The sequence below is a fragment of the Methylolobus aquaticus genome, from assembly GCF_054172105.1.
Window position 1 is genome coordinate 373,825 of sequence record NZ_JBSYXP010000002.1, and the last position, 18,623, is coordinate 392,447.

General features: G+C 65.7%; 16 protein-coding genes. 12 read left to right on the forward strand and 4 right to left on the reverse strand.

Going from position 1 to position 18,623, the window contains the following annotated elements; translation table 11 throughout:
- Positions 1-7: 7 nt before the first annotated feature.
- The 3 genes from ACW73L_RS04355 to ACW73L_RS04365 all read right to left on the reverse strand — a co-directional run bounded on the left by ACW73L_RS04355 (position 8) and on the right by ACW73L_RS04365 (position 4,560).
- Positions 8-2,428, reverse strand: coding sequence for a spermidine synthase family protein (locus ACW73L_RS04355; RefSeq protein ID WP_498920198.1), 2,421 nt, complete (start codon positions 2,426-2,428; stop codon positions 8-10).
- 7 nt (positions 2,429-2,435) lie between these two features.
- Complete coding sequence (locus tag ACW73L_RS04360; protein ID WP_498920199.1) at positions 2,436-3,173, reverse strand: protein-L-isoaspartate(D-aspartate) O-methyltransferase; 738 nt, start codon at positions 3,171-3,173, stop codon at positions 2,436-2,438.
- A gap of 121 nt (positions 3,174-3,294) precedes the next feature.
- Positions 3,295-4,560, reverse strand: a complete 1,266-nt coding sequence (locus ACW73L_RS04365) for a CinA family nicotinamide mononucleotide deamidase-related protein (RefSeq protein WP_498920201.1) — start codon at positions 4,558-4,560, stop codon at positions 3,295-3,297.
- Positions 4,561-4,743: 183 nt separating this feature from the next.
- Between ACW73L_RS04365 and ACW73L_RS04370 the strand changes: the two genes are divergently transcribed.
- The 12 genes from ACW73L_RS04370 to ACW73L_RS04425 all read left to right on the forward strand — a co-directional run bounded on the left by ACW73L_RS04370 (position 4,744) and on the right by ACW73L_RS04425 (position 17,923).
- Positions 4,744-5,157 (forward strand): Rap1a/Tai family immunity protein, encoded by a 414-nt coding sequence (locus ACW73L_RS04370; RefSeq protein ID WP_498920203.1) that lies wholly within the window; start codon positions 4,744-4,746, stop codon positions 5,155-5,157.
- Positions 5,136-5,438 carry a hypothetical protein gene (locus ACW73L_RS04375; RefSeq protein ID WP_498920204.1) on the forward strand — a complete coding sequence of 101 codons (303 nt, stop codon included), beginning with the start codon at positions 5,136-5,138 and terminating at the stop codon, positions 5,436-5,438. Before ACW73L_RS04370 ends, ACW73L_RS04375 begins: the two co-directional genes overlap by 22 nt.
- Positions 5,439-5,544: 106 nt before the next feature.
- The gene (gene pyrF, locus ACW73L_RS04380; protein ID WP_498920206.1) at positions 5,545-6,282 is read left to right on the forward strand and encodes an orotidine-5'-phosphate decarboxylase; all 738 of its coding nucleotides are present in this window, start codon (positions 5,545-5,547) and stop codon (positions 6,280-6,282) included.
- A gap of 97 nt (positions 6,283-6,379) precedes the next feature.
- Positions 6,380-7,102, forward strand: a complete 723-nt coding sequence (locus tag ACW73L_RS04385; protein WP_236102452.1) for a sulfite exporter TauE/SafE family protein — start codon at positions 6,380-6,382, stop codon at positions 7,100-7,102.
- Between the two features lie 12 nt (positions 7,103-7,114).
- Positions 7,115-8,056, forward strand: a complete 942-nt coding sequence (locus ACW73L_RS04390; RefSeq protein WP_498920209.1) for a sigma-54 interaction domain-containing protein — start codon at positions 7,115-7,117, stop codon at positions 8,054-8,056.
- 631 nt (positions 8,057-8,687) lie between these two features.
- Positions 8,688-10,193: a pyruvate kinase gene (gene pyk / locus ACW73L_RS04395; protein ID WP_498920210.1), complete on the forward strand. Its 1,506-nt coding sequence runs from the start codon at positions 8,688-8,690 to the stop codon at positions 10,191-10,193.
- Positions 10,194-10,301: 108 nt separating this feature from the next.
- On the forward strand, positions 10,302-11,018 hold the full coding sequence (locus ACW73L_RS04400) for a hypothetical protein (RefSeq protein WP_498920212.1): 717 nt from the start codon (positions 10,302-10,304) through the stop codon (positions 11,016-11,018).
- Between the two features lie 273 nt (positions 11,019-11,291).
- The gene (gene hlyD, locus ACW73L_RS04405; RefSeq protein WP_498920213.1) at positions 11,292-12,290 is read left to right on the forward strand and encodes a secretion protein HlyD; all 999 of its coding nucleotides are present in this window, start codon (positions 11,292-11,294) and stop codon (positions 12,288-12,290) included.
- A gap of 1 nt (position 12,291) precedes the next feature.
- Positions 12,292-14,067 carry an ATP-binding cassette domain-containing protein gene (locus tag ACW73L_RS04410; RefSeq protein WP_498920215.1) on the forward strand — a complete coding sequence of 592 codons (1,776 nt, stop codon included), beginning with the start codon at positions 12,292-12,294 and terminating at the stop codon, positions 14,065-14,067.
- Positions 14,064-15,200 (forward strand): ABC transporter permease, encoded by a 1,137-nt coding sequence (locus ACW73L_RS04415; protein ID WP_498920217.1) that lies wholly within the window; start codon positions 14,064-14,066, stop codon positions 15,198-15,200. Before ACW73L_RS04410 ends, ACW73L_RS04415 begins: the two co-directional genes overlap by 4 nt.
- A gap of 3 nt (positions 15,201-15,203) precedes the next feature.
- Complete coding sequence (locus ACW73L_RS04420) at positions 15,204-16,481, forward strand: ABC transporter permease (RefSeq protein WP_498920218.1); 1,278 nt, start codon at positions 15,204-15,206, stop codon at positions 16,479-16,481.
- Positions 16,478-17,923: an efflux transporter outer membrane subunit gene (locus ACW73L_RS04425; RefSeq protein ID WP_498920220.1), complete on the forward strand. Its 1,446-nt coding sequence runs from the start codon at positions 16,478-16,480 to the stop codon at positions 17,921-17,923. Before ACW73L_RS04420 ends, ACW73L_RS04425 begins: the two co-directional genes overlap by 4 nt.
- Positions 17,924-18,380: 457 nt before the next feature.
- On the opposite strand, the gene ACW73L_RS04430 is transcribed toward ACW73L_RS04425, so the two are convergent.
- Positions 18,381-18,623, reverse strand: a 243-nt coding sequence (locus ACW73L_RS04430) for a hypothetical protein (RefSeq protein ID WP_498920222.1), incomplete at its 5' end; no start/stop codon positions are given.

Here is an 18,623-nt window from a genome sequence, read left to right on the forward strand (position 1 = left end):
AGCGCGATCACGGCACCGCGAGCGCGGCGCACACGTAGCATACAGCCGCCATGAGCAGTAACGTGGATTGGCCGAACTCCATCGCGACAACGATGCCGAGGACCGGTGCGACGGCTGCCGCACCGCGGTTGATACCGAAGGCCCATGGCACCAGTTGCGCCCCGTCGTGGGTCAGGCGCTTCATGCCCAGGGGAAGCATGAGGCCCATGCAGAGCGCGGGGGGAACGATGACGACGAGGACCATCAGCAGCTTGAAGGCCAGATGCAAGCCTTCGGAAGGCGCGAGCAGCGGCTCGCCGAACTGGTAGTAGAGCATGCTGCAGGTGACGAGCCCGCCTGCGGCCAGCAGCGCACGACCACGGGCAGTGCGCCGCGGAATGTGGGCTGTCAGCCGGCTACCGATCCCGGCGAACACCAGGAAGCCGGCCACGATCACCGGCACCGCATACACCCGATGCGCCAGGTACAGTGTGAGTCGCTCCAGATAGACGAGGGTATTCAGAACGACTCCCATCCCGATCATCGAAAAATACGCCGCGACCTTGAACAAGCGTGCGCGAGTTGGCTGCTCCGGCTGCCGACGTAGCGAACCGAGCGGCAGCGCCGCCAACACGACCGCGGCGATCAGCGCCAGACACAGGGCCAGCAGGTGCAGGGGATAGGTCATATCAAGCGCGGTCGGCGCCCCGGCGCCCCTGGTCGACTGCAGCCGGGATAGCAGCGGCCAGCGGAAAAAATCGAAGAAATAGGGCCGATCGTCGGTCGCAGGCTCGACGCGATAGGCATAGTTCCGCAGGAATTCGTCGCGTTGTGGGCCTACCAGGGCCAGCACCGGCGGCCTCGGTGCCCCCCCTGGCCTGCCCTGGCTACCGTCCGCCTGGCCCGCCCCATCCCGCGGAAGATACCCTTCGTCGAAACCGCGCTCGCGGTCGAACCGGCGGATGCGCTCCAGTTCATCTCGGGCAAACTCCCCGTTCTTGAGCACCAGTGTGGTCACTTGCCAGCTGCGGACCCACACCAGCCGGTGCGGCGGCGCCGGCACCTCGAGACGCTCGAGCGCGGCGAGCGCCGTGGCAAACAGCTTGACGCCGTCCCGCGGCGGTTGTCGCCCAGTGCCGGTTACGGCCAGAAGGCCGCCCGGCTCGAGGCGGCGCAAGTAGTCGACCAGCGCGTCGACCGTGTAGGCGAAGTCACCATCCAGGCCGCGGACGGCGCCGACGGCCACCGCCGGGGCCTGTTCCAGCGGCAACTGGATCAGGTTCCAGCGCGCGTCGGCGCCGCGGATGAAAGCGCGTGCGTCGGCGATGTGCAATACGACGCGCGGATCGCTGAAGAGATGACCGGCGAAGGGGCCGAAATCGTCTCGCACCAGTCCGGACAGTTGTGGATTCGGCTCTACGGCATCTACGCGCGCCGCGTGGTGCTCCAGTGCCTGCCGCACGAATGATCCGCCGCCGGCGCCGAGCACCAGAACGGTCGGTCGGGGCGCCAACAGGTGGTAGGGCAGCGCCGATGGCAAGCGATCGAGATACGCCGTTCGCTGCGGCGGATCACCGGCGCGATCGATGACGCCCCGGAATTCGCCATCGGCCAGCACGACCAATTGTTCGGGCAAGGCTACCCGACTCGTCAGGGCGAGGCCGGGCGCATAGCGCGGCGGAATCTGCTCGTTCCGTACGATTTGCAATCGACCCAGCGGACTGTCACGTCGCGCCGCTTCGCGGGCCCCCATCGCTCCCAGCCAGCGCGCCGCATCCTTCCCCGCGCCGTGGAACGGTTCGAGATCCACCCGGACCAGCAAAACCGCCAAGGCCAGGCTGCCCAGCGTCAATGCAGACCACAACCAGCGCGGCCGCTCCCCGGCGGCCAACAAAGCGAGCCAGCCAACGGCAGCGCCCACCAGCGCCACCCCGACCATCGCCTCACCGGGGGACAGCAGAAACAGGGCTGCAGTGATCGCGATGCCGCCCATACCCGCCCCGATCAGGTTGGCCGCGTAGACGCCGGCGATTCCCGCGGGGAAACGGACCATGACCAACACGAGGCAATTGGTGGCAAAAAAAAGCGGGAGCCCCAGGATGGCGCCCGCGAGCATCAGGGGCAACCAGCCGGAAACGCCGGACAGGAGGTCGAGCGGATCGAACATGACCGCAGCCGCGGTCGAGGCGCAGGCGACGACACTCAGCGCGAAGGCCAGGGCATTGACGGCGCACAGGCATGCGGGAGCGTTGTTCTCAGGCAGGCGCAGAGCGCTCAGGACCGTCCCGCTCACTGCCCCCCCAAGGGCAGCCAGCGTCAGCAAGGTCGCAGTCAGGGCCGGCCATAGACTGATCGCGAGCAGACGCGCCAAAACGAGTTCATAACCCAGCGCCGCGCCGCCGATGCCCCAGACGGCCAGCGGCAGCAGGCTCGAAGGCCAGGATCGCATCACGAATTCAGCGAGCCCCGGTCAGTGGCACGAATGCAACCGGGAGAATCTCCTCGACGGCAATCCGCCCGTTCGGCTGCTTGGTCACCAACATCAGTGACTGCACTGCGAAGGCTTCACCGACGGGAATCACAAGCCGCCCACCGGGCTTCAGTTGCGCCAGCAAAGGCGGTGGGATGCTGGAGGGGGCCGCGGTAACGATAACCGCGTCGAAGGGTGCGTGCTCGGACCAACCCTGGTAGCCATCGCCGATGCGCGGTGTCACGCGCGAGTACCCCAGCCGAGACAAGGTCTCGGCAGCCCGGCGGCCCAGTTCCGGATCGATTTCGATCGTATAGACGCGATCGACCAACTCGGCCAGCACGGCCGCCTGGTATCCGGAGCCGGTGCCGATTTCGAGCACGCGGTCGCCCGGCTTGAGCCGCAGCAAATCGGTCATCAGCGCCACGATGAAAGGCTGCGAGATTGTCTGCCCGCCACCAATGGGCAACGGCCGATTCTCGTAAGCGCGGGACTTGAGCGGATCCGGCACGAACTCGTGACGCGGAACCCGACCCACGGCTGCCAGCACGCGTTCATCGAACGCGGGTGACCCGAGCTCGCCGGCCAGTTGCGAGCGCTGCGTTCGCAGTTCGTCGATCAGTCGAGCGCGCGCTTCCGTCGGAGTGGTCGCCGCGTTGGCGAGACCGCCGCACAACGCTGCCAGGCAAGGCAGGGCGCGCATCAGGATCGCTAGAGAAGACATTGGGAATGGCCTATCGTGCTCATGGAGACAGCGACCAGTGGCTGACCGGGACTCGGGCGGCGACGACCCGGGCTCCGGTCATCCATATGAGCCCTATCGAAGCGATCCTCCTGGTGGCCCGTTAGTCGCATCGGGATTCTTGCATGAGATGCCTCCTCAGATCATCCAGCGCGGCAGCCGCGGCCTGCATCTGCCGACGCTCGGCGGTGCCGGCAAGCGTCAAGGCACGCACCGAACTCCCGAGCGGACCAGCCAGACCGATCGCCACCGTCGCGGGTGGAGGCAAGCGCTCGACGCTGTCCGGGGTGGGCGATCCCAGAATCGCGAGGGCGTAATCGGCTCCACACCGGGAGCGCAGCCATCCGGCCAGGCTGACGGCATCGACCTGTGGATCGGAAAACCGCTCGCCGGGTTCCGCACCGAGCAGTCGAAACAGCGGCTCGGACCGCGGTGCGACTGCCGAGTGCAGCAAACAGCCTTGACCCCGACACAGCCAGGCAAGCTGCCCTGCGGTGAACGTTTCGGCAGTCGCGAGTGTCGCGCCTCGCGCGGCGAGACATTTGCCGACGACCGCGGCCAGTGAGCCTTCCGCCGCCTCGACATCGCCTATCGCGAACACGCCGTCCCCGATCAGAGCTGCAGCACGCGCCACCAGGGCTTCGGATTCCTGCGCGGGAAAATCCCAGGGGAACGACAGCTTCACTTCGTTCTGATAGACCCCGGCGCGGAAGCCGAGACGCACTCCCGGCGGCAGACCCAGCGGCTCAAGTTTCTGTTGCAGCGCCGACTCGCCGAGACCGAAGGTGCGCAGTACCGCCACCCGGGGCGGCTGCAAGCGGTAACTTTCGATAATCCGGGCCTCGACACCATGGGTGAACATCGCCTGCATCTCGCTCGGCACCCCCGGAAGAAAAACGAACAGGCAGCGTTCCTGCTGTACGAGAAACCCCGGCGCCGTGCCCCAATGATTGTCCAGCCGATGCGAACCCGAGGGCAGCCAGGCCTGCTTGCGATTGACCTCGGCCATCGTGTGTCCGCGACGGGCGAAATAGGCTTCGACTTGCTCCAAGGCCACCGGATCGAGCGCCAGCGGGCGGTCGAAAGCCGTAGCGACAGCGGCGGCCGTCAAGTCGTCGACGGTCGGGCCCAGCCCCCCGGTCCCGATACACAGGTCCGAGCGGCCCGCAATCACGCGCAATTGCTCGACCATCGGCTCCAGCCGGTCGCCGACCGCGCTGTGGTGGATCACGTCGAAGCCCAGTCGTGTGACCGCGCGGGCCAGCCAGGCCGCATTCGTATCGGCAATCTGGCCGGTCAGTACCTCGTCCCCCTGCGAAAAGATCTCGGCTACGGCATTGCTCACGGTGCTGGGTACCAGTTGACTCATGACGTCGACCGCTAGTTTAACGTCGGCGGCCGACTCCGCGCTGCCTGGACCTGCCTTAACCGCCGTAAACGGGGCGCCCGTCCGGAGCCCACGCCGGAAGCTCGAAGGCACGCGGCTTCCCGCGAAGGGCGGATTGGCGGTAATATTCGGCGCACTGATTGGCCTATCCGGGAAAAGCTGCCGATGTTGCCGAAAGAACTGGGTCGACGCGTTCGATTGTCCGCTCTGGCCGCGTGCGCCACGCTGGGCGCAAGCGCCGCTGCGGGCGCCACCAGCCCGTCGAGTTTCGACGTCAAGAACGTCGCCGAACTCGTGGCCTTATGCAGCACGCCGGCCAGCACCCCGACTTACCGGGAAGCGATCCATTTTTGTCATGGCTACGTGGTGGGAGCCTATCACTACTACGAAGGTCTCGCCGTATCACCGATGTACCAGCCGCTGTTCTGCCCGGACAGCACACAACAGCCTCGGGAACAGTTCATCGCCGACTTCATCGCATGGAGCAAGGCACACCCCGAATACGACAAGGACCGCGCCGTGCACATTCTGTTCAAATACATGATCGAAAAATGGCCATGTACGCGCGAGGTGCCCTGATGGCCGGGCTCCAGATCAAGCCCGCACTGCCGCTGCTGGCCGCAATGGTACTGGCGGGATGCGCTACCAAGCCGGCACCGCCACCCGCTGCGGCTGCGGCCCGGGCACCGGCGGGCGCCATCGCCGGGCAGGCGCCACTGGGAGCCGGCACGGGCGCCACCGGGATCCTCGACGAAAATTACCTCTACGATCAGCACCAGAAGGCGCAGCAGCAAACCGCTAAAACCGCTTCCGGCAGCGCGGGGAAGGCGCCTCTCCCGCCGTGGTCCTCCGGACCGTGACGCTGCGGCTGATCCGGCACTCGACGATCCTGAACGACCGGCGCCACGCGGGATTTCCCGCCACCCGATCTTTGTCCCAGCATTGACGTACAGAACCCTTGGATCGATGAACCGCCTGCTGTCCACCAAACCGATCCCTGTCGACGAGCGTTTGATCGTCGCACTCGATTTACCCACCTGCGAGGCCGCGTTGGAACTGGTGGACCGGCTTGGCGATGCCGTTCGTTTCTACAAGGTCGGGCTGGAACTGCTGATGACCGGCGACTACTTCGGGCTGGTGGAGCGGTTGAAGTCGCTCGGCAAGCGCGTTTTCGTGGACCTGAAGTTCTTTGACGTGCCGGAAACCGTTGGCCGGGCCGTCCGCGTGCTCAGCGGCAAGGGCGTCGATTTCGCGACCGTCCATGGCAATGACGCGATCCTGGAAGCGGCCGTCCGCAACAAGGGCGCCCTGAAGATTCTTGCCGTAACCGTATTGACGAGCCTCGATCGCGGCGACCTGGACGACCTGGGCTTTGCCTGTGACATCGAATCCCTGGTCTTGTCACGAGCGCGGCGGGCACTGGAGCTGGGCTGCGACGGGGTCATCTCTTCCGGCCTGGAGGTCCCCAAGCTGCGGGATGGCGTCGATCAAAAACTGATCGTCGTGTCCCCCGGCATCCGCCCGGTCGACAATCGTCCGGCCGACGACCAGAAGCGCGTCGTCACGGTCGAGCAGGCCTTCCTGAACGGTGCCGACTATATCGTGGTCGGCCGGCCAATTCGCGATGCCGCCGACCCGCGCGAGGCCGCGCGGTCGATTCAGTCACAGATCGCGCCGTTGTTCGAGCGGCCCGCAACGGTTTGAACCGCACCCGCATCGCTATGCCGGGCGGCCCCGACCGCTAACGGCGTCATTTCGCTTTCTCTGATGCCTCTTCCGTCCGCGCCAAAGGCTGCGACCCATGCACGAACTAGCCAACGCGTTTAGTACCTCCTATCTGGTGGCCCTGTTGATGGGGCTGTTCAGCTCGCTGCACTGCCTCGGCATGTGCGGCTCCATCATCGGCTCGTTGACGCTGAGCCTGCGGCAGGAGATTCGCGAGCAGAAATCCACGCTGATGCCCTTCGTGTTGAGTTACAACCTGGGACGCATCAGCAGCTACGCCATCGGCGGATTACTGGCCGGGATGCTGCATCACGTGCTGACGCTGCCCTTCGGCGAAGGTCATGGCCATCGTCTGCTGCAGATCCTGTCCGCCGTCGTCATGGCCGCTGCGGGCCTGCATATCGCAGGCTGGTTTCAGCGATTTGCCTATATCGAGAAGTTCGGCGCACATTTCTGGAAGCGCATCGAACCCTACGGACGCCGTGTGATTCCGGTCGAGACACTGGGACAGGCCTATCTCTTCGGGCTGGTTTGGGGCTGGCTCCCGTGCGGTCTGGTTTATACCGCGCTGGCACTGGCAGCGACCTCCGACAGCGTGTTGCGCAGCACCTTGACAATGCTCGCCTTTGGCGTCGGCACTTTGCCTGCGGTGTTCGGGGTCGGTATAATGACCAGTCTGCTAGTGCGGCTATCAAGAATGAATAAATTTCGCCAGGTGACGGGTCTAATCCTCATCGCCCTGGCGCTGCTGGCAGCTTTCCCATGGCTGAATCCCATGGTGATGCACGGTATTCATTGAAGAGGTGAGGTTATGTTCGAGGCTTTGATCGGGCAATCGCCCAATTTCGAGGCTATGTTGCGCAGTGCGCGCATGGTAGCCGCCACGGATGTAACCGTCCTGATCGTCGGGGAAACCGGCACCGGCAAGGAAGTTCTGGCCAGTGCGCTGCGCCAACAGAGCCCACGGTCGGACGAGGCCTTCGTTACGCTGAACTGTGCCGCCCTGCCGGAAGCCCTGGCTGAATCGGAACTGTTCGGGCATCGCAAGGGTTCGTTTACCGGCGCCGTCGCGCATCAGGTCGGGCGACTGCCGGCGGCGCACGGGGGAACACTGTTCCTCGACGAAGTCGACTCGCTGGCGATTCCGCTGCAGGCGAAATTGCTACGCTTCCTTGAATCGGGCGAGATTCAGCCGGTCGGCGACACGACCTCGCAGCGCGTCGATGTCCGTGTGATCGCGGCCACGAATGCCGACCTGCACGCGAGAATCGGTCGCGGCGAGTTCCGCAAGGATCTCTACTACCGCCTCAACGTGGTGCCCCTCGAAATTCCACCACTGCGTGAGCGCGTCGGCGACATCCAGTTGCTGTTGAACCACTTCATGAACATGTTCGCCCAGGAACATCGCCTGCCGGTGGCAACCTTCAGTCGCTCGGCGATGGGCCGGTTGTGCAGCTATCCATGGCCCGGCAACGTGCGCGAACTTCGCAATGTCTGCGAACGCCTGTCGATCCTGATGGCCGGCCGCGTGATCGAGGAGAACAACCTGCCCGGGGAAATCTCTCATCGTATGCCGGAGAACAAGCCGCTGTTCTCCCTGCCGGAGTTCGGTATCGAACTGGAGCAACTGGAAGTCGATCTGATCAAGCAGGCGCTCCATCGCACCAATGGGAACCGCAGTCGCTCTGCCCGGCTGCTGGGCATCTCGCGCGACACCCTTCTCTATCGCATGCAAAAGCACGGGATCACCTGACATTTCAAACGCCGGCGTCCACCGGTACGCTGCTCCCAACTTCGCGACTTGGTCGGCCACTCGCGCCGGACCCTTCATCCCGCCGGCCTGGCGGACTCGGAGCGGCCATGGCAGGCCGAACCCGACCCGTGCGGCCTGACCCTGCTGCCGCAGGCCGGCATGTTCGACGTCCGGCATTGCCAATGCCGACTTCTTGCTTAAGGCCGGCTGCACGTCCGCCACGACGGCGCGACTCGAACGATCTCTTGCAACTGGCGGCACGCCCGCCACGCGCTTTTGGTCAGGCTGGTTTACTCGATCCGCAATCGGGATCAGCGTTGCAGCCCATCGGCCGTTCGCCAACTCCATCGATGATCACCTGCCGCCGCGCGATGCGTTCAGCCTTCACCCCCGTGCGGCATCGCCGCAGGATCCTCAGCATGTTTCCGCAATCGCGTCCCGAGCGTTACCACGGTACGATCAGGCTTGGGGTTACAACCGCTAATCAACATGGGGGAACTTGATGACGACGAATTGCATTAACGACCAGCCTCTTGGGGACAGCAGGGCCAATCCGCACGCGGCTTGCCACCGTGGCTCGACCGACGCCCCTGACCGCCACCCGCAACGACGACGGATCGGAGCCTGACGCATGAGTGACCGTCGCCTCTTTGATGACTCTCCTGCGACGAACGCTCTGAACGCGTATCGGGATGTCGCCCGGGGTCACCGCACCAAGATCGTCGCGACGATCGGTCCGGCCAGCAGTTCCCCTGACGTGCTGCGCAAGATGATGCGGGCCGGTATGGCCGCCGCCCGATTGAACTTCTCCCACGGCAGCTACGAGGACCATGCGCGAATGATCGCGTTGCTGAGGTCGGTCGCGGCCGAGATGGACACGCCCATCACTTTGCTGCAGGACCTCCAGGGTCCCAAGATCCGCGTTGCGCAACTGCCGCTGGGCGAGGTTCAGCTCACCGGCGGGCAGATGGTCACGCTGGTGCCCGCGTCCGAATTCGACGGTGCGCCCGGGTGCATCCCGATCGACTACGAACTGCTCGCTGAAGACGCTTCGCCCGGCGAACAGGTACTGCTCGATGACGGGCTGCTGGAACTGCGCGTACGCGGGATCCGCGAACGCCGGGTCGAGTGCGAGGTCGTCGAGGGCGGACTGCTGAAAAGCCGCAAGGGAGTCAACTTCCCGGGCCTGGACCTGCAGTTGCCGGCCATGACCGACAAGGACGAGCGCGACCTGGCTTTCGGCCTGTCGCAGGGCGTCGACTGGGTTTCGTTGAGCTTCGTGCGCAAGCCGGAAGATGTGCTGGCGCTGAAAGCCTTGCTGGCAACCCTCGGCTACGCGGACACGCCGGTCATCGCCAAAATCGAAAAACCGCAGGCCATCGAAAAGCTCGAGGCCATCGTCGCGGTCAGTGACGGCATCATGGTGGCGCGCGGTGATCTCGGCGTCGAGATGAGCCCGGAGCGCGTGCCCATGCTACAGAAGCGCATCATCCGGATGTGTAATCTGCGCAGCATCCCGGCCATTACGGCCACGCAGATGCTGGACAGCATGATCCGCAATCCACGACCCACGCGGGCCGAGGCAAGCGACGTCGCCAACGCGATCGTCGACGGTACCGACGCCGTGATGCTGTCGGGCGAATCCGCCGTCGGCGAGTATCCCGTGCGGGCCGTCGAAATGCTGGCCCGAATCGCGTGCGACGTCGAAAAGGAAGTCGAGTTCGCCTGCCTGCCGCCGTCGGACACCGACGAGACGCATGCTCTCAGCGAGGCCCTGAAAGCCATCGACAAGACGATGCGGCTACGCCTGATCGTAGCCTTTACCAGCAGCGGATATACGGCCCTGCTGGCCTCGAAGGAACGTCCGTCGGTACCGGTGGTGGCGCTGACCCCCAATCGCGGCACCTACCACCGACTGAATCTGATCTGGGGCGTGATTCCGCTGCTGATCGACCATCAGGTCGAGACCTTCGAGGATCTGGTACAGCAGGGTGAGCTCAACCTGCTGGAACGGGGCATGATTGCGCCGGGCGACAAGATCCTGATCATGGGCGGCATCCCTTCGCAGCATGCCAAGGGCACGAACTTCCTCAAGATCCATACCGTGGGTTCGGACCAACCCGGCCCCGATGACTGAGCTGACGGCCACCCGCCGGCATCGTAGCGGCCGGGCTGCTCCGGACCGGCGGTATGAATCGACCTGACCGAAAGGTACTGTCACCCGTCAGCCAGTACGGAGGTGAGCATGTGGAGCCCAAAACCTGGAGCACGGCAGCGCGATGGCGGTCTGTTCGCCCTGCTGGCCGTCGGGATGGCAGTGATTACCTTCACCGGATTCGCGCGGACCTACTACCTGGGCCGGTGGTTCGACGCGCCGCCGCTGAATGCGCTGGTTCATTGGCATGGCCTGCTGTTCACAGCCTGGATCGCCGTATTCGCCTTTCAGGTCGGATCGATCCGCATGCGGCGACTGAACTGGCACCGGACCACCGGCGTTGCCGGTGCGGTGCTCGCTGTGCTCATGGTGGTGATCGGCAGTATCACCGCGGTGGTCTCAGCGCGACACGGTCATTCGCCGAGCGCCGCCATCCCAGCCCTTTCCTTCCTGGCGATTCCCCTGTTCAACATCGCGACGTTCGCGATCCTGATCGGCTACGCCCTGTGGCTGCGTCGCGATGGCCCGACCCACAAACGTCTCATGGCCCTGGCCACGATCGCCATCATGGCGCCCGCCTTCGCGCGTTTTCCATTTGAGTTCATCCAGGCCGGTGGTCCGCCGGTATTCTTTGGATTGACCGACTCGTTGGTCATCGCCGGCATGCTGCATGATCTCCGAGCCCACGGCCGAGTCCCGAGTGTCTGGCTGAAGGGAGGCGCCCTACTGCTCGGTTTGCAGATCACGAGCCTGGCCGTCGCCGGCACGACGGCGTGGCTGAGTTTTGCCGGCTGGCTCACGCGCTAGGGCGAGCGGACCGTCCCGGCAGGAAAGGATTGTCGCCCGGCGCCCCCTCCAGAGTGGCGCATTCCCGCCAAGCCCTCGTCGCATGCTCTGCTTCAATGGGGCAGACTCGACTGCGGCCGAACAGCCCTGTGGCGGGATGGTAGGATTGAGTCTTTAGCCTGTCGATGGATGGCGGAGTGTGAGAGCGGGAAGCAAATCGAACGGGATCGATGGAACCATCGAGGACCAGACCTGGCGGAATCGGACTCTCCGCGCTGAGCAGCCAACAATGCCATGAGACTGGCCAAACGACTCGCGCTGCTCGGATTGCTTCTCGGCATCCTGGCCGCACTCGGCTACGCCTGGAGCACGCATCGGCGCGAGCCGGAGGCGGCGCTGGTGCTGTACGGCAACGTCGACATCCGGGATGTCGAGATGGCATTCCGCCAATCCGGGCGCCTCGCCCGACTCACCGTCGAAGAGGGCGACCGGGTGGAGCCTGGCGACCTGCTGGGCGAGCTCGATGCCCAACCCTTTCAGGAAGCGCTTGCCGTCGCCGAGGCCCAGGCGCGCCAGGCGTCCGCGGAACTACAGAAGCTGCGCCGGGGGTACCGCGCCCAGGAGGTGGCCGAAAGCACGCAGTCGGTACGGCAGGCAGAAGCCGCGCTGGCCTTCGCGGAGGGCGAACTGAAGCGGCAGAGCGCCGTCGTAAACTCCGGCGCCACGACGCGGCACGCGCACGACCAGGCCCGCTCGGCGCGGGATCAGGCCGCCGCGCAACTCGCGGCAGCGAAAGCAGCCCTGGGCCTGAAACGGGAGGGCTATCGCCACGAAGACATCGCTGCGGCGGAAGCCCGACTCGGGGGCGCTGAAGCGGCCGTCGCCCAGGCCCGGACTGCCCTGGCCGACACCCGTCTGTTCTCCCCTGCTGCAGCCACCGTGCTGACGCGGGTACGCGAGCCCGGCAGCATGGTCAACGCAGCGGCGCCTGTCTACACGCTCTCGCTGCGCGCTCCCGTCTATGTCCGCGCCTACGTCGGTGAACGGCAGCTCGGCCAGGTCGTTCCCGGCACTTCGGTCACCGTTCGCTCCGACTCGTCGGATAAGACCTACCAGGGCCGGGTCGGCTTCGTGTCGCCGCGTGCCGAATTCACCCCGAAGTCCGTCGAGACGACCGAACTCCGCACTGACCTGGTCTACCGTCTGCGCATCGTCGTGGCCGACCCTGACGACGCGCTACGCCAGGGCATGCCGGTGACGATTCAGCTCGGCAACGCCACCCCACGACACTGACGTGAGCGTGACCGCCGCATCGCCCGAGGCCGCGCACACCGCCGCAATCGAGATCATCGGGCTGACCAAGCGCTTCGGTGCGGTCGATGCACTGCGCGATCTGATGGCCCGGATCGAGGCAGGGCGCCTGACCGGCCTGGTGGGTCCCGACGGGGCCGGCAAGACGACCCTGATGCGGCTGATGGCGGGCTTGATGCGACCGAGCGCCGGCACCATCCGGGTGCTGGGCCACGATACCGTACGGGACGCCGGGCGCATCCCCGCGCTGACCGGTTACATGCCCCAGCGCTTCGGGCTCTACGAGGACCTGACGGTCATCGAAAACCTGCGGCTTTACGCGCGGCTGCGAGCGCTCGAGGGGGCCGACCTGACCGCGCGCTTCGACCGGCTGCTCACCTTCACGCGGCTCGGGCCGTTCACCGCGCGACTGGCGGGACAGCTCTCGGGCGGCATGAAACAAAAGCTCGGCCTGGCCTGCGCGCTGATGGCCGAACCCAGGGTGCTGCTGCTCGACGAGCCTGGGGTCGGGGTCGATCCGGTCAGCCGCCAGGACCTGTGGCGCATGGTCAACGCATTGACGGCGGACGGCGTCGCCGTCGTATGGGCCACGGCCTATCTCGACGAGGCCGAGCGTTGCGACACGGTGATCCTGCTGAACGCAGGGCAAGTCCAGTTCTCCGGCCCACCCGACGAGTTGACCGCGACCCTCGCCGACCGCAGTTTCCGCCTGCCGCAGCCACGGCCGGACCGGCGCCTGGTGCTCTCGCGCGCACTGGATCTGCCATCGGTCTGCGATGGCGTGATCCAGGGCGAGGCCGTGCGCGTGGTGCTGCGCCAGGGCGCCGACCGCTCGGAAATCGATACGTTTGCAGAATCCGTCGGGACTGCGGCCGTTACGGTTCCGCCGCGCTTCGAGGACGGCTTCGTCGACCTGCTCGGCGGTGGTCCGGGCGGGACTTCCGTGCTGGCCGAGCGCATGGCACCGGTCAGCCTCGCCGGCGAACTCGCGGTCGAGTGTCGCGCGCTCACCCGCCGCTTCGGGGAGTTTACCGCCACCGACCGGGTCAGCTTCCAGGTCGCGAAGGGCGAGATTTTCGGCTTGCTCGGCCCCAATGGCGCCGGCAAGTCGACGACGTTTAAGATGCTGTGCGGCTTGCTGAAGCCGACGGCTGGCGAAGCGCTGGTGACCGGTTTGAATGTTCGCACGGCCGCCAGCGCAGCCAAGAGTCGCTTGGGTTACATGGCCCAGAAATTCTCGCTCTATGGCCTCTTGTCGGTGCGGCAGAACCTGGAGTTTTCGGCGGGGGTCTACGGCCTGGACGGCGCAGAGAAACGGACCCGGATCGAGGAGATGATCGAGATCTTCCATCTTCAGGCCTATCTGAAGTCGTCGCCGGACGAGCTTCCGCTGGGCTACAGGCAGCGGCTGGCCCTGGCTTGCGCCGTCATGCACGAACCCCCGGTGCTGTTTCTCGACGAGCCGACGTCGGGCGTCGATCCCATCACGCGGCGGGAGTTCTGGACCCATATCAACGGGATGGTGCGCAAGGGAGTGACCGTGCTGGTAACCACGCACTTCATGGACGAGGCCGAATACTGCGACCGCGTCGCGCTGATGTATCGGGCCCGGGTGATCGCGCTGGACGCGCCCGACGCGCTGAAGCGCCAGGCCGTGACCCGCGATCGCGAGCTGCCGTCCATGGAGGAGGCCTTCATCCACCTGATCGAAGCCATCGATGCCGCCGACACCGCGCTGGCTGCGCAGGAAGTCGCATGAAGCTGGGGCTTATCGGATACGGACCGAATGTCGGACGGGTCGCAGCATTGGCCTGGAAGGAGTCGCTGCAGATCGTCCGCGACCCCTCGGTGATCCTGGTCGCCTTCGTGCTCCCGGTCGTGCTGTTGCTGCTGTTCGCCTATGCGGTCTCGCTGGACATCAAGCAGGTGCGGATCGGCGTCGTCGCGGAGTCCGACGGCGTCGAAGCCCAATCGCTGGCCGCCGCCTTCGCCGCGACGCGGTACTTCGCCGTGCGCCCGGCGCGCGACCGTCGGGAAGTGACTGGCGAACTCGTTGCCGGTCGCTTGCGCGGCTTCGTTGTGATTCCGCAGGATTTCGAGCAACGGCTCGCGGCCCGGCTACCAAGCCCTCTGGTCCAGGTCGTGACCGACGGCACCCAGCCCAACACGGCCAACTTCGTCGCGACCTATGCCGGCGGCGTGCTGGCCGGCTGGGAGGCCTCGCGACCCTCGGCGCGGACCGCCAACGTCTCGCTCACGCCGCGCTTCTGGTTCAACCCCGAGATCGAGAGCCGACGGTTCCTGGTACCCGGAGCCATCGCGGTCGTCATGACCATCATCGGCACCCTGCTGACCGCGCTGGTAGTCGCACGCGAGTGGGAACGCGGCACGATGGAGGCGATCCTGTCGACACCGGCATCCGTCGGCGAAATCATCGCCGGCAAACTGCTGCCGTATTTCGTGCTCGGGCTCGTCGCCACCGCCTTCTCCACGATCCTGGCCGTGACCGTGTTCGGCGTGCCGTTGCGCGGCTCCTGGCTGAGCCTGACCGCGCTGTCCGCCGCCTTCCTGTTTCCGGCGCTGGCGCAGGGACTGCTGATTTCCACGCTGGCCAGGAATCAGTTCGTCGCCTCGCAACTGGCGCTGTTCTCCGGATTCCTGCCGGCCTTCCTGTTGTCCGGCTTCCTGTTCGAGATCGAATCCATGCCGGCGCCGATCCGCGCGCTGACCTACGTGATCCCGGCGCGCTATTTCGTCTCGTCATTGCAGACGATCTTCCTGGCCGGCGACGTCTGGACCCTGTTGCTGCGCAATGCGGCGGCGATGATCGTCGTCGGGCTGGCGTTGTTCGTCCTGGTGCGGCTCAAGACACACAAGCGTCTGGATGCCTGAAGCATGAGTTGGCCATCACCACGGATACGGGCGCAGATCGTCAAGGAATTGCTGAGCGTCTGGCGCGACCCGAAAAGCCGTTTCCTGCTGATCGGACCGCCGATCTTCCAACTGCTGATCTTCTCTTTTGCCGCAACGCTGGAGTTGCGGAACGTCGCTGTCGCGGTCTGCAACCGCGACAACGGACGATGGGGTCATGAACTGGTGTCGCGACTCGGCGCCGCCGGCTTCGTGCGCCACCTGCGCCCCGCGCACAGTGCAGCGGAGCTCCGGGACATGCTCGACCGCCGCCTGGTCCTCGCGACCATCGACATCCCGGAGAACTTCTCGCGCGACCTGGGCGCGCTGCGGCCCGCAAGCATACAGGTGGTCCTGGATGGTCGCCGCGCCAACAGCGCGCAGATCCTGCTCGGTTACCTGAACGCCCTGGTGGGCGGGCTGAATGCCGACCGGATGAGCCCGCCGGCAGGTAACGACTCACGCCTCCCCCTCGAGGGAGCGGGCGGGGAGGTCGAGACTCGCCGTGAATCCGTCCCTGGAGGCTCGACTGCGGGTTCCCTCCCGCAGACGGTCTCGCCCTCCCCGCTCGCTCCCACTTCCCAGCAAAGCGGGGGGGAATGGTTACCGCCGGCAGCGGACCGCGACGGCCTCGCGATACGGCACTGGTTCAACCCCAACCTGATCTACCGCTGGTTCATCGTGCCCAGCCTCGGTGGCGTGTTGGTAATGTTCGCGACCCTGCTCGTCACCGCGCTGTCCATCGCTCGCGAGCGGGAACTGGGCACCTTCGATCAGTTGCTGGTTTCGCCGTGCACACCGACCGAGATCGTCCTGACCAAGCTCGTTCCCGCCTTGCTGATCGGCACGGTGATGGGACTGGTCATGGCCGCGGCAGGCGTATTCGGGTTCGGTGTGCCCTTCACCGGCTCGTTCCCGCTGCTTTTCTGCAGCCTGCTGCTGTTCATCGTTTCGATCGTGGGGATCGGACTGATGATTTCGTCGATCTGCAGCACGCAGCAGCAGGCCATCCTCGGAACCTTCGCGATGGGTGTGCCGGCGGTGCTGATGTCGGGCTTCGCCACGCCCGTCGAGAACATGCCGCAGCTGCTGCAAGGTATCGCACAGATCATCCCGCTGACCCATTACCTGATCATCCTGCAGGGCAGTTTCCTGAAGGCGCTGCCGGCGTCCGAGATCCTGGCTCATGCGTGGCCCATGGCGGCGATTGCCGCGGTGACGCTGTCCGCCGCGACGGTGTTCGTGCGGAGCAAGCTGCAATGAGCACGGGGAAACGGGTCGCGCTCGGTGTGCTGCTGGGTCTGTCAGGCTGCATGGTGGGTCCCGATTACCGCACGCCCGCACAGTCCCTGCCCGATCGCTGGACCGCGGCGCGGGATCCGGCCGCCGACCTGAAACCGGTCTCTCGAGCGGCGTTGAAGACCTGGTGGACGAGCTTCCACGACCCGCAGCTCGACCAGCTGATGACCCAGGCACTTGCCCGGAACCTCGATCTGAAAATGGCCTTCAGCCGGATCGAGCAGGCCCGCGCCGAGCGCCGCGCCAACCGCGCCGACCTGTTCCCGAAGGTTTCTGCCAATGCCGTCGGTGCCCGCGTCGACAACCTGCTGCCCTTCGGACCGTCGGGGTCGCGGCCGTTCAATTACTTCCTGACGGGCTTCGATGCGATCTGGGAGATCGACCTGTTCGGCCGGCTCCGGCGGCGGCTGGAAGCGGCCGATGCCCAGACCGATGCTGCGATCGAGGACCATGCCCAGGCCTGGGCGCTGCTGGCCGCGGAACTCGCCCGCACCTACACCGACTACCGCAATCTGCAGACTCAGCAGCGTATCACGGTGGCCAGCCTGGACTCGCAGCGACAGACTCTGGCGCTGACCGAGCAACTCTTCCGCGAGGGTCTCGGCACGCACCTCGATGTGGCGCGCGCCGGGGCCCAGCTCGATGCCACGCAGGCCCGGATCCCCCAACTGGAAGGACAATTGGCCGCAGCGGAGTACCGACTGGAAATCCTGACCGGCGCCCAGCCCGGCGCGCTCCGTTCGCAACTCCGCGAGCCCCGGCCGGTCCCCGGCTCCGACGTGCGCGCACTTCTGACGAAACCGGCTGACACCATGCGCTACCGGCCCGATGTGCGCGCCGCCGAACGCCATCTCGCCGCCGCCACCGCGCTGCAGGGCGCAGCGTTAGGCGAGCTGTTCCCGAAGATCTCGGTCGCGGCCTTTCTGGGGATGCAGAACTCCGACCTGGAAAACCTGTTCCGATCGTCCTCGTTCGCCTGGGCCAGCGGCACAGCCATCACCCAGCCCATCTTCAATTTCGGCCGCATCCGCGCCGGCATCGATCTGGCCGACGCCCGGCAGCAGGAGGCCTATTTCAAATACGAAAAGACCGTCCTCACCGCCCTGCACGAAACCGAAACGGCGATGAAGCAGTTCCTGACCGAAGCGCAGCGGAGGGAAGGCCTCGCGCGCTCGGTCAGCCAGCTCAAGCTCGCCCGGGATCAGGCGACGCTGCGCTACCGGGAAGGACTGGCGACCTACCTGGAGGTGCTCGATGCCGAGCGCTCCGTGCTGGCCGAAGAACTGGCGCTCGCGCAGTCGCAGGCCCAGACCACGACGAACCTGATCGCACTGTACAAGGCCCTGGGCGGCGCCGGGCAACTGGACGTGAAACCCGTAGAGGAACCGATCAGGCCGTGGGGTTGAGCCATCGCGGCGCATATCCGCGCCTCAAGCATCGGCGTCATGCGCGGGAGTGAGAGGGGAATCCAGTCTGCCCCTGCGGAGTAACCAGATGGGGATCGGCCCATTCTGAGCGGCGGCCGCAACAACCGGTTGGGTTGGCACATGACAAGGGCGAAGGCGTCGCTGACTGTCTGGAGCAGAGGGGAACTGCTCGTTCAAGGATGACGGCTTTTGGCCAGAGTCGCTCAGTATTTGCACGGATTTACGGGCGTGGGAGGGCCGTGGAGAATCGCCGTGTCGGCATTCCGTTCTGCGGCCCATTACCGACTGACGGGCCCCCTCCGCTTCTGTTCGAAAGCTTCAGCCCCAGTCGCGCGGCTGACTGAGGCAGCCGCGGATGCGGAGAGAGGGCCCTCACTGCCATCTCGACGACCGCTGGGCCAAGATCGGCGAGGTCTCGCCGAAGGAGACGAATCGCTCAGTCGCACACGAGCTCTTCGTAAACGTTCTCGTAGACGTTCCTGGCGACGGTCTGCTGCGGATCGGATCCGGGAAGGCTGGGAAGCTGATATGTCACCTTGACGGGGTAGATCGTCACATTGGGGGGCACACCCGCCGCCTTCTCCGGAGCGGTCGAGACATAACAGGCTGGTGAAAAACTCCGAAGGCGTTGTGTGGCGGGGGCTCCGGCGTTCTGGACGGGGTAAAATACGGTATCTAC

Coding starts and splice junctions, on each gene's coding strand:
- pyk (WP_498920210.1), top strand. CDS start 8,688: ATGAGTGACCGTCGCCTCTTTGATGACTCTCCTGCGACGAACGCTCTG.
- ACW73L_RS04355 (WP_498920198.1), bottom strand. CDS start 2,428: ATGCGATCCTGGCCTTCGAGCCTGCTGCCGCTGGCCGTCTGGGGCATC.
- ACW73L_RS04420 (WP_498920218.1), top strand. CDS start 15,204: ATGAGTTGGCCATCACCACGGATACGGGCGCAGATCGTCAAGGAATTG.
- ACW73L_RS04375 (WP_498920204.1), top strand. CDS start 5,136: ATGTACGCGCGAGGTGCCCTGATGGCCGGGCTCCAGATCAAGCCCGCA.
- ACW73L_RS04400 (WP_498920212.1), top strand. CDS start 10,302: ATGTGGAGCCCAAAACCTGGAGCACGGCAGCGCGATGGCGGTCTGTTC.
- ACW73L_RS04425 (WP_498920220.1), top strand. CDS start 16,478: ATGAGCACGGGGAAACGGGTCGCGCTCGGTGTGCTGCTGGGTCTGTCA.
- ACW73L_RS04390 (WP_498920209.1), top strand. CDS start 7,115: ATGTTCGAGGCTTTGATCGGGCAATCGCCCAATTTCGAGGCTATGTTG.
- hlyD (WP_498920213.1), top strand. CDS start 11,292: ATGAGACTGGCCAAACGACTCGCGCTGCTCGGATTGCTTCTCGGCATC.
- ACW73L_RS04415 (WP_498920217.1), top strand. CDS start 14,064: ATGAAGCTGGGGCTTATCGGATACGGACCGAATGTCGGACGGGTCGCA.
- ACW73L_RS04370 (WP_498920203.1), top strand. CDS start 4,744: ATGTTGCCGAAAGAACTGGGTCGACGCGTTCGATTGTCCGCTCTGGCC.
- ACW73L_RS04360 (WP_498920199.1), bottom strand. CDS start 3,173: ATGTCTTCTCTAGCGATCCTGATGCGCGCCCTGCCTTGCCTGGCAGCG.
- ACW73L_RS04365 (WP_498920201.1), bottom strand. CDS start 4,560: ATGAGTCAACTGGTACCCAGCACCGTGAGCAATGCCGTAGCCGAGATC.
- pyrF (WP_498920206.1), top strand. CDS start 5,545: ATGAACCGCCTGCTGTCCACCAAACCGATCCCTGTCGACGAGCGTTTG.
- ACW73L_RS04385 (WP_236102452.1), top strand. CDS start 6,380: ATGCACGAACTAGCCAACGCGTTTAGTACCTCCTATCTGGTGGCCCTG.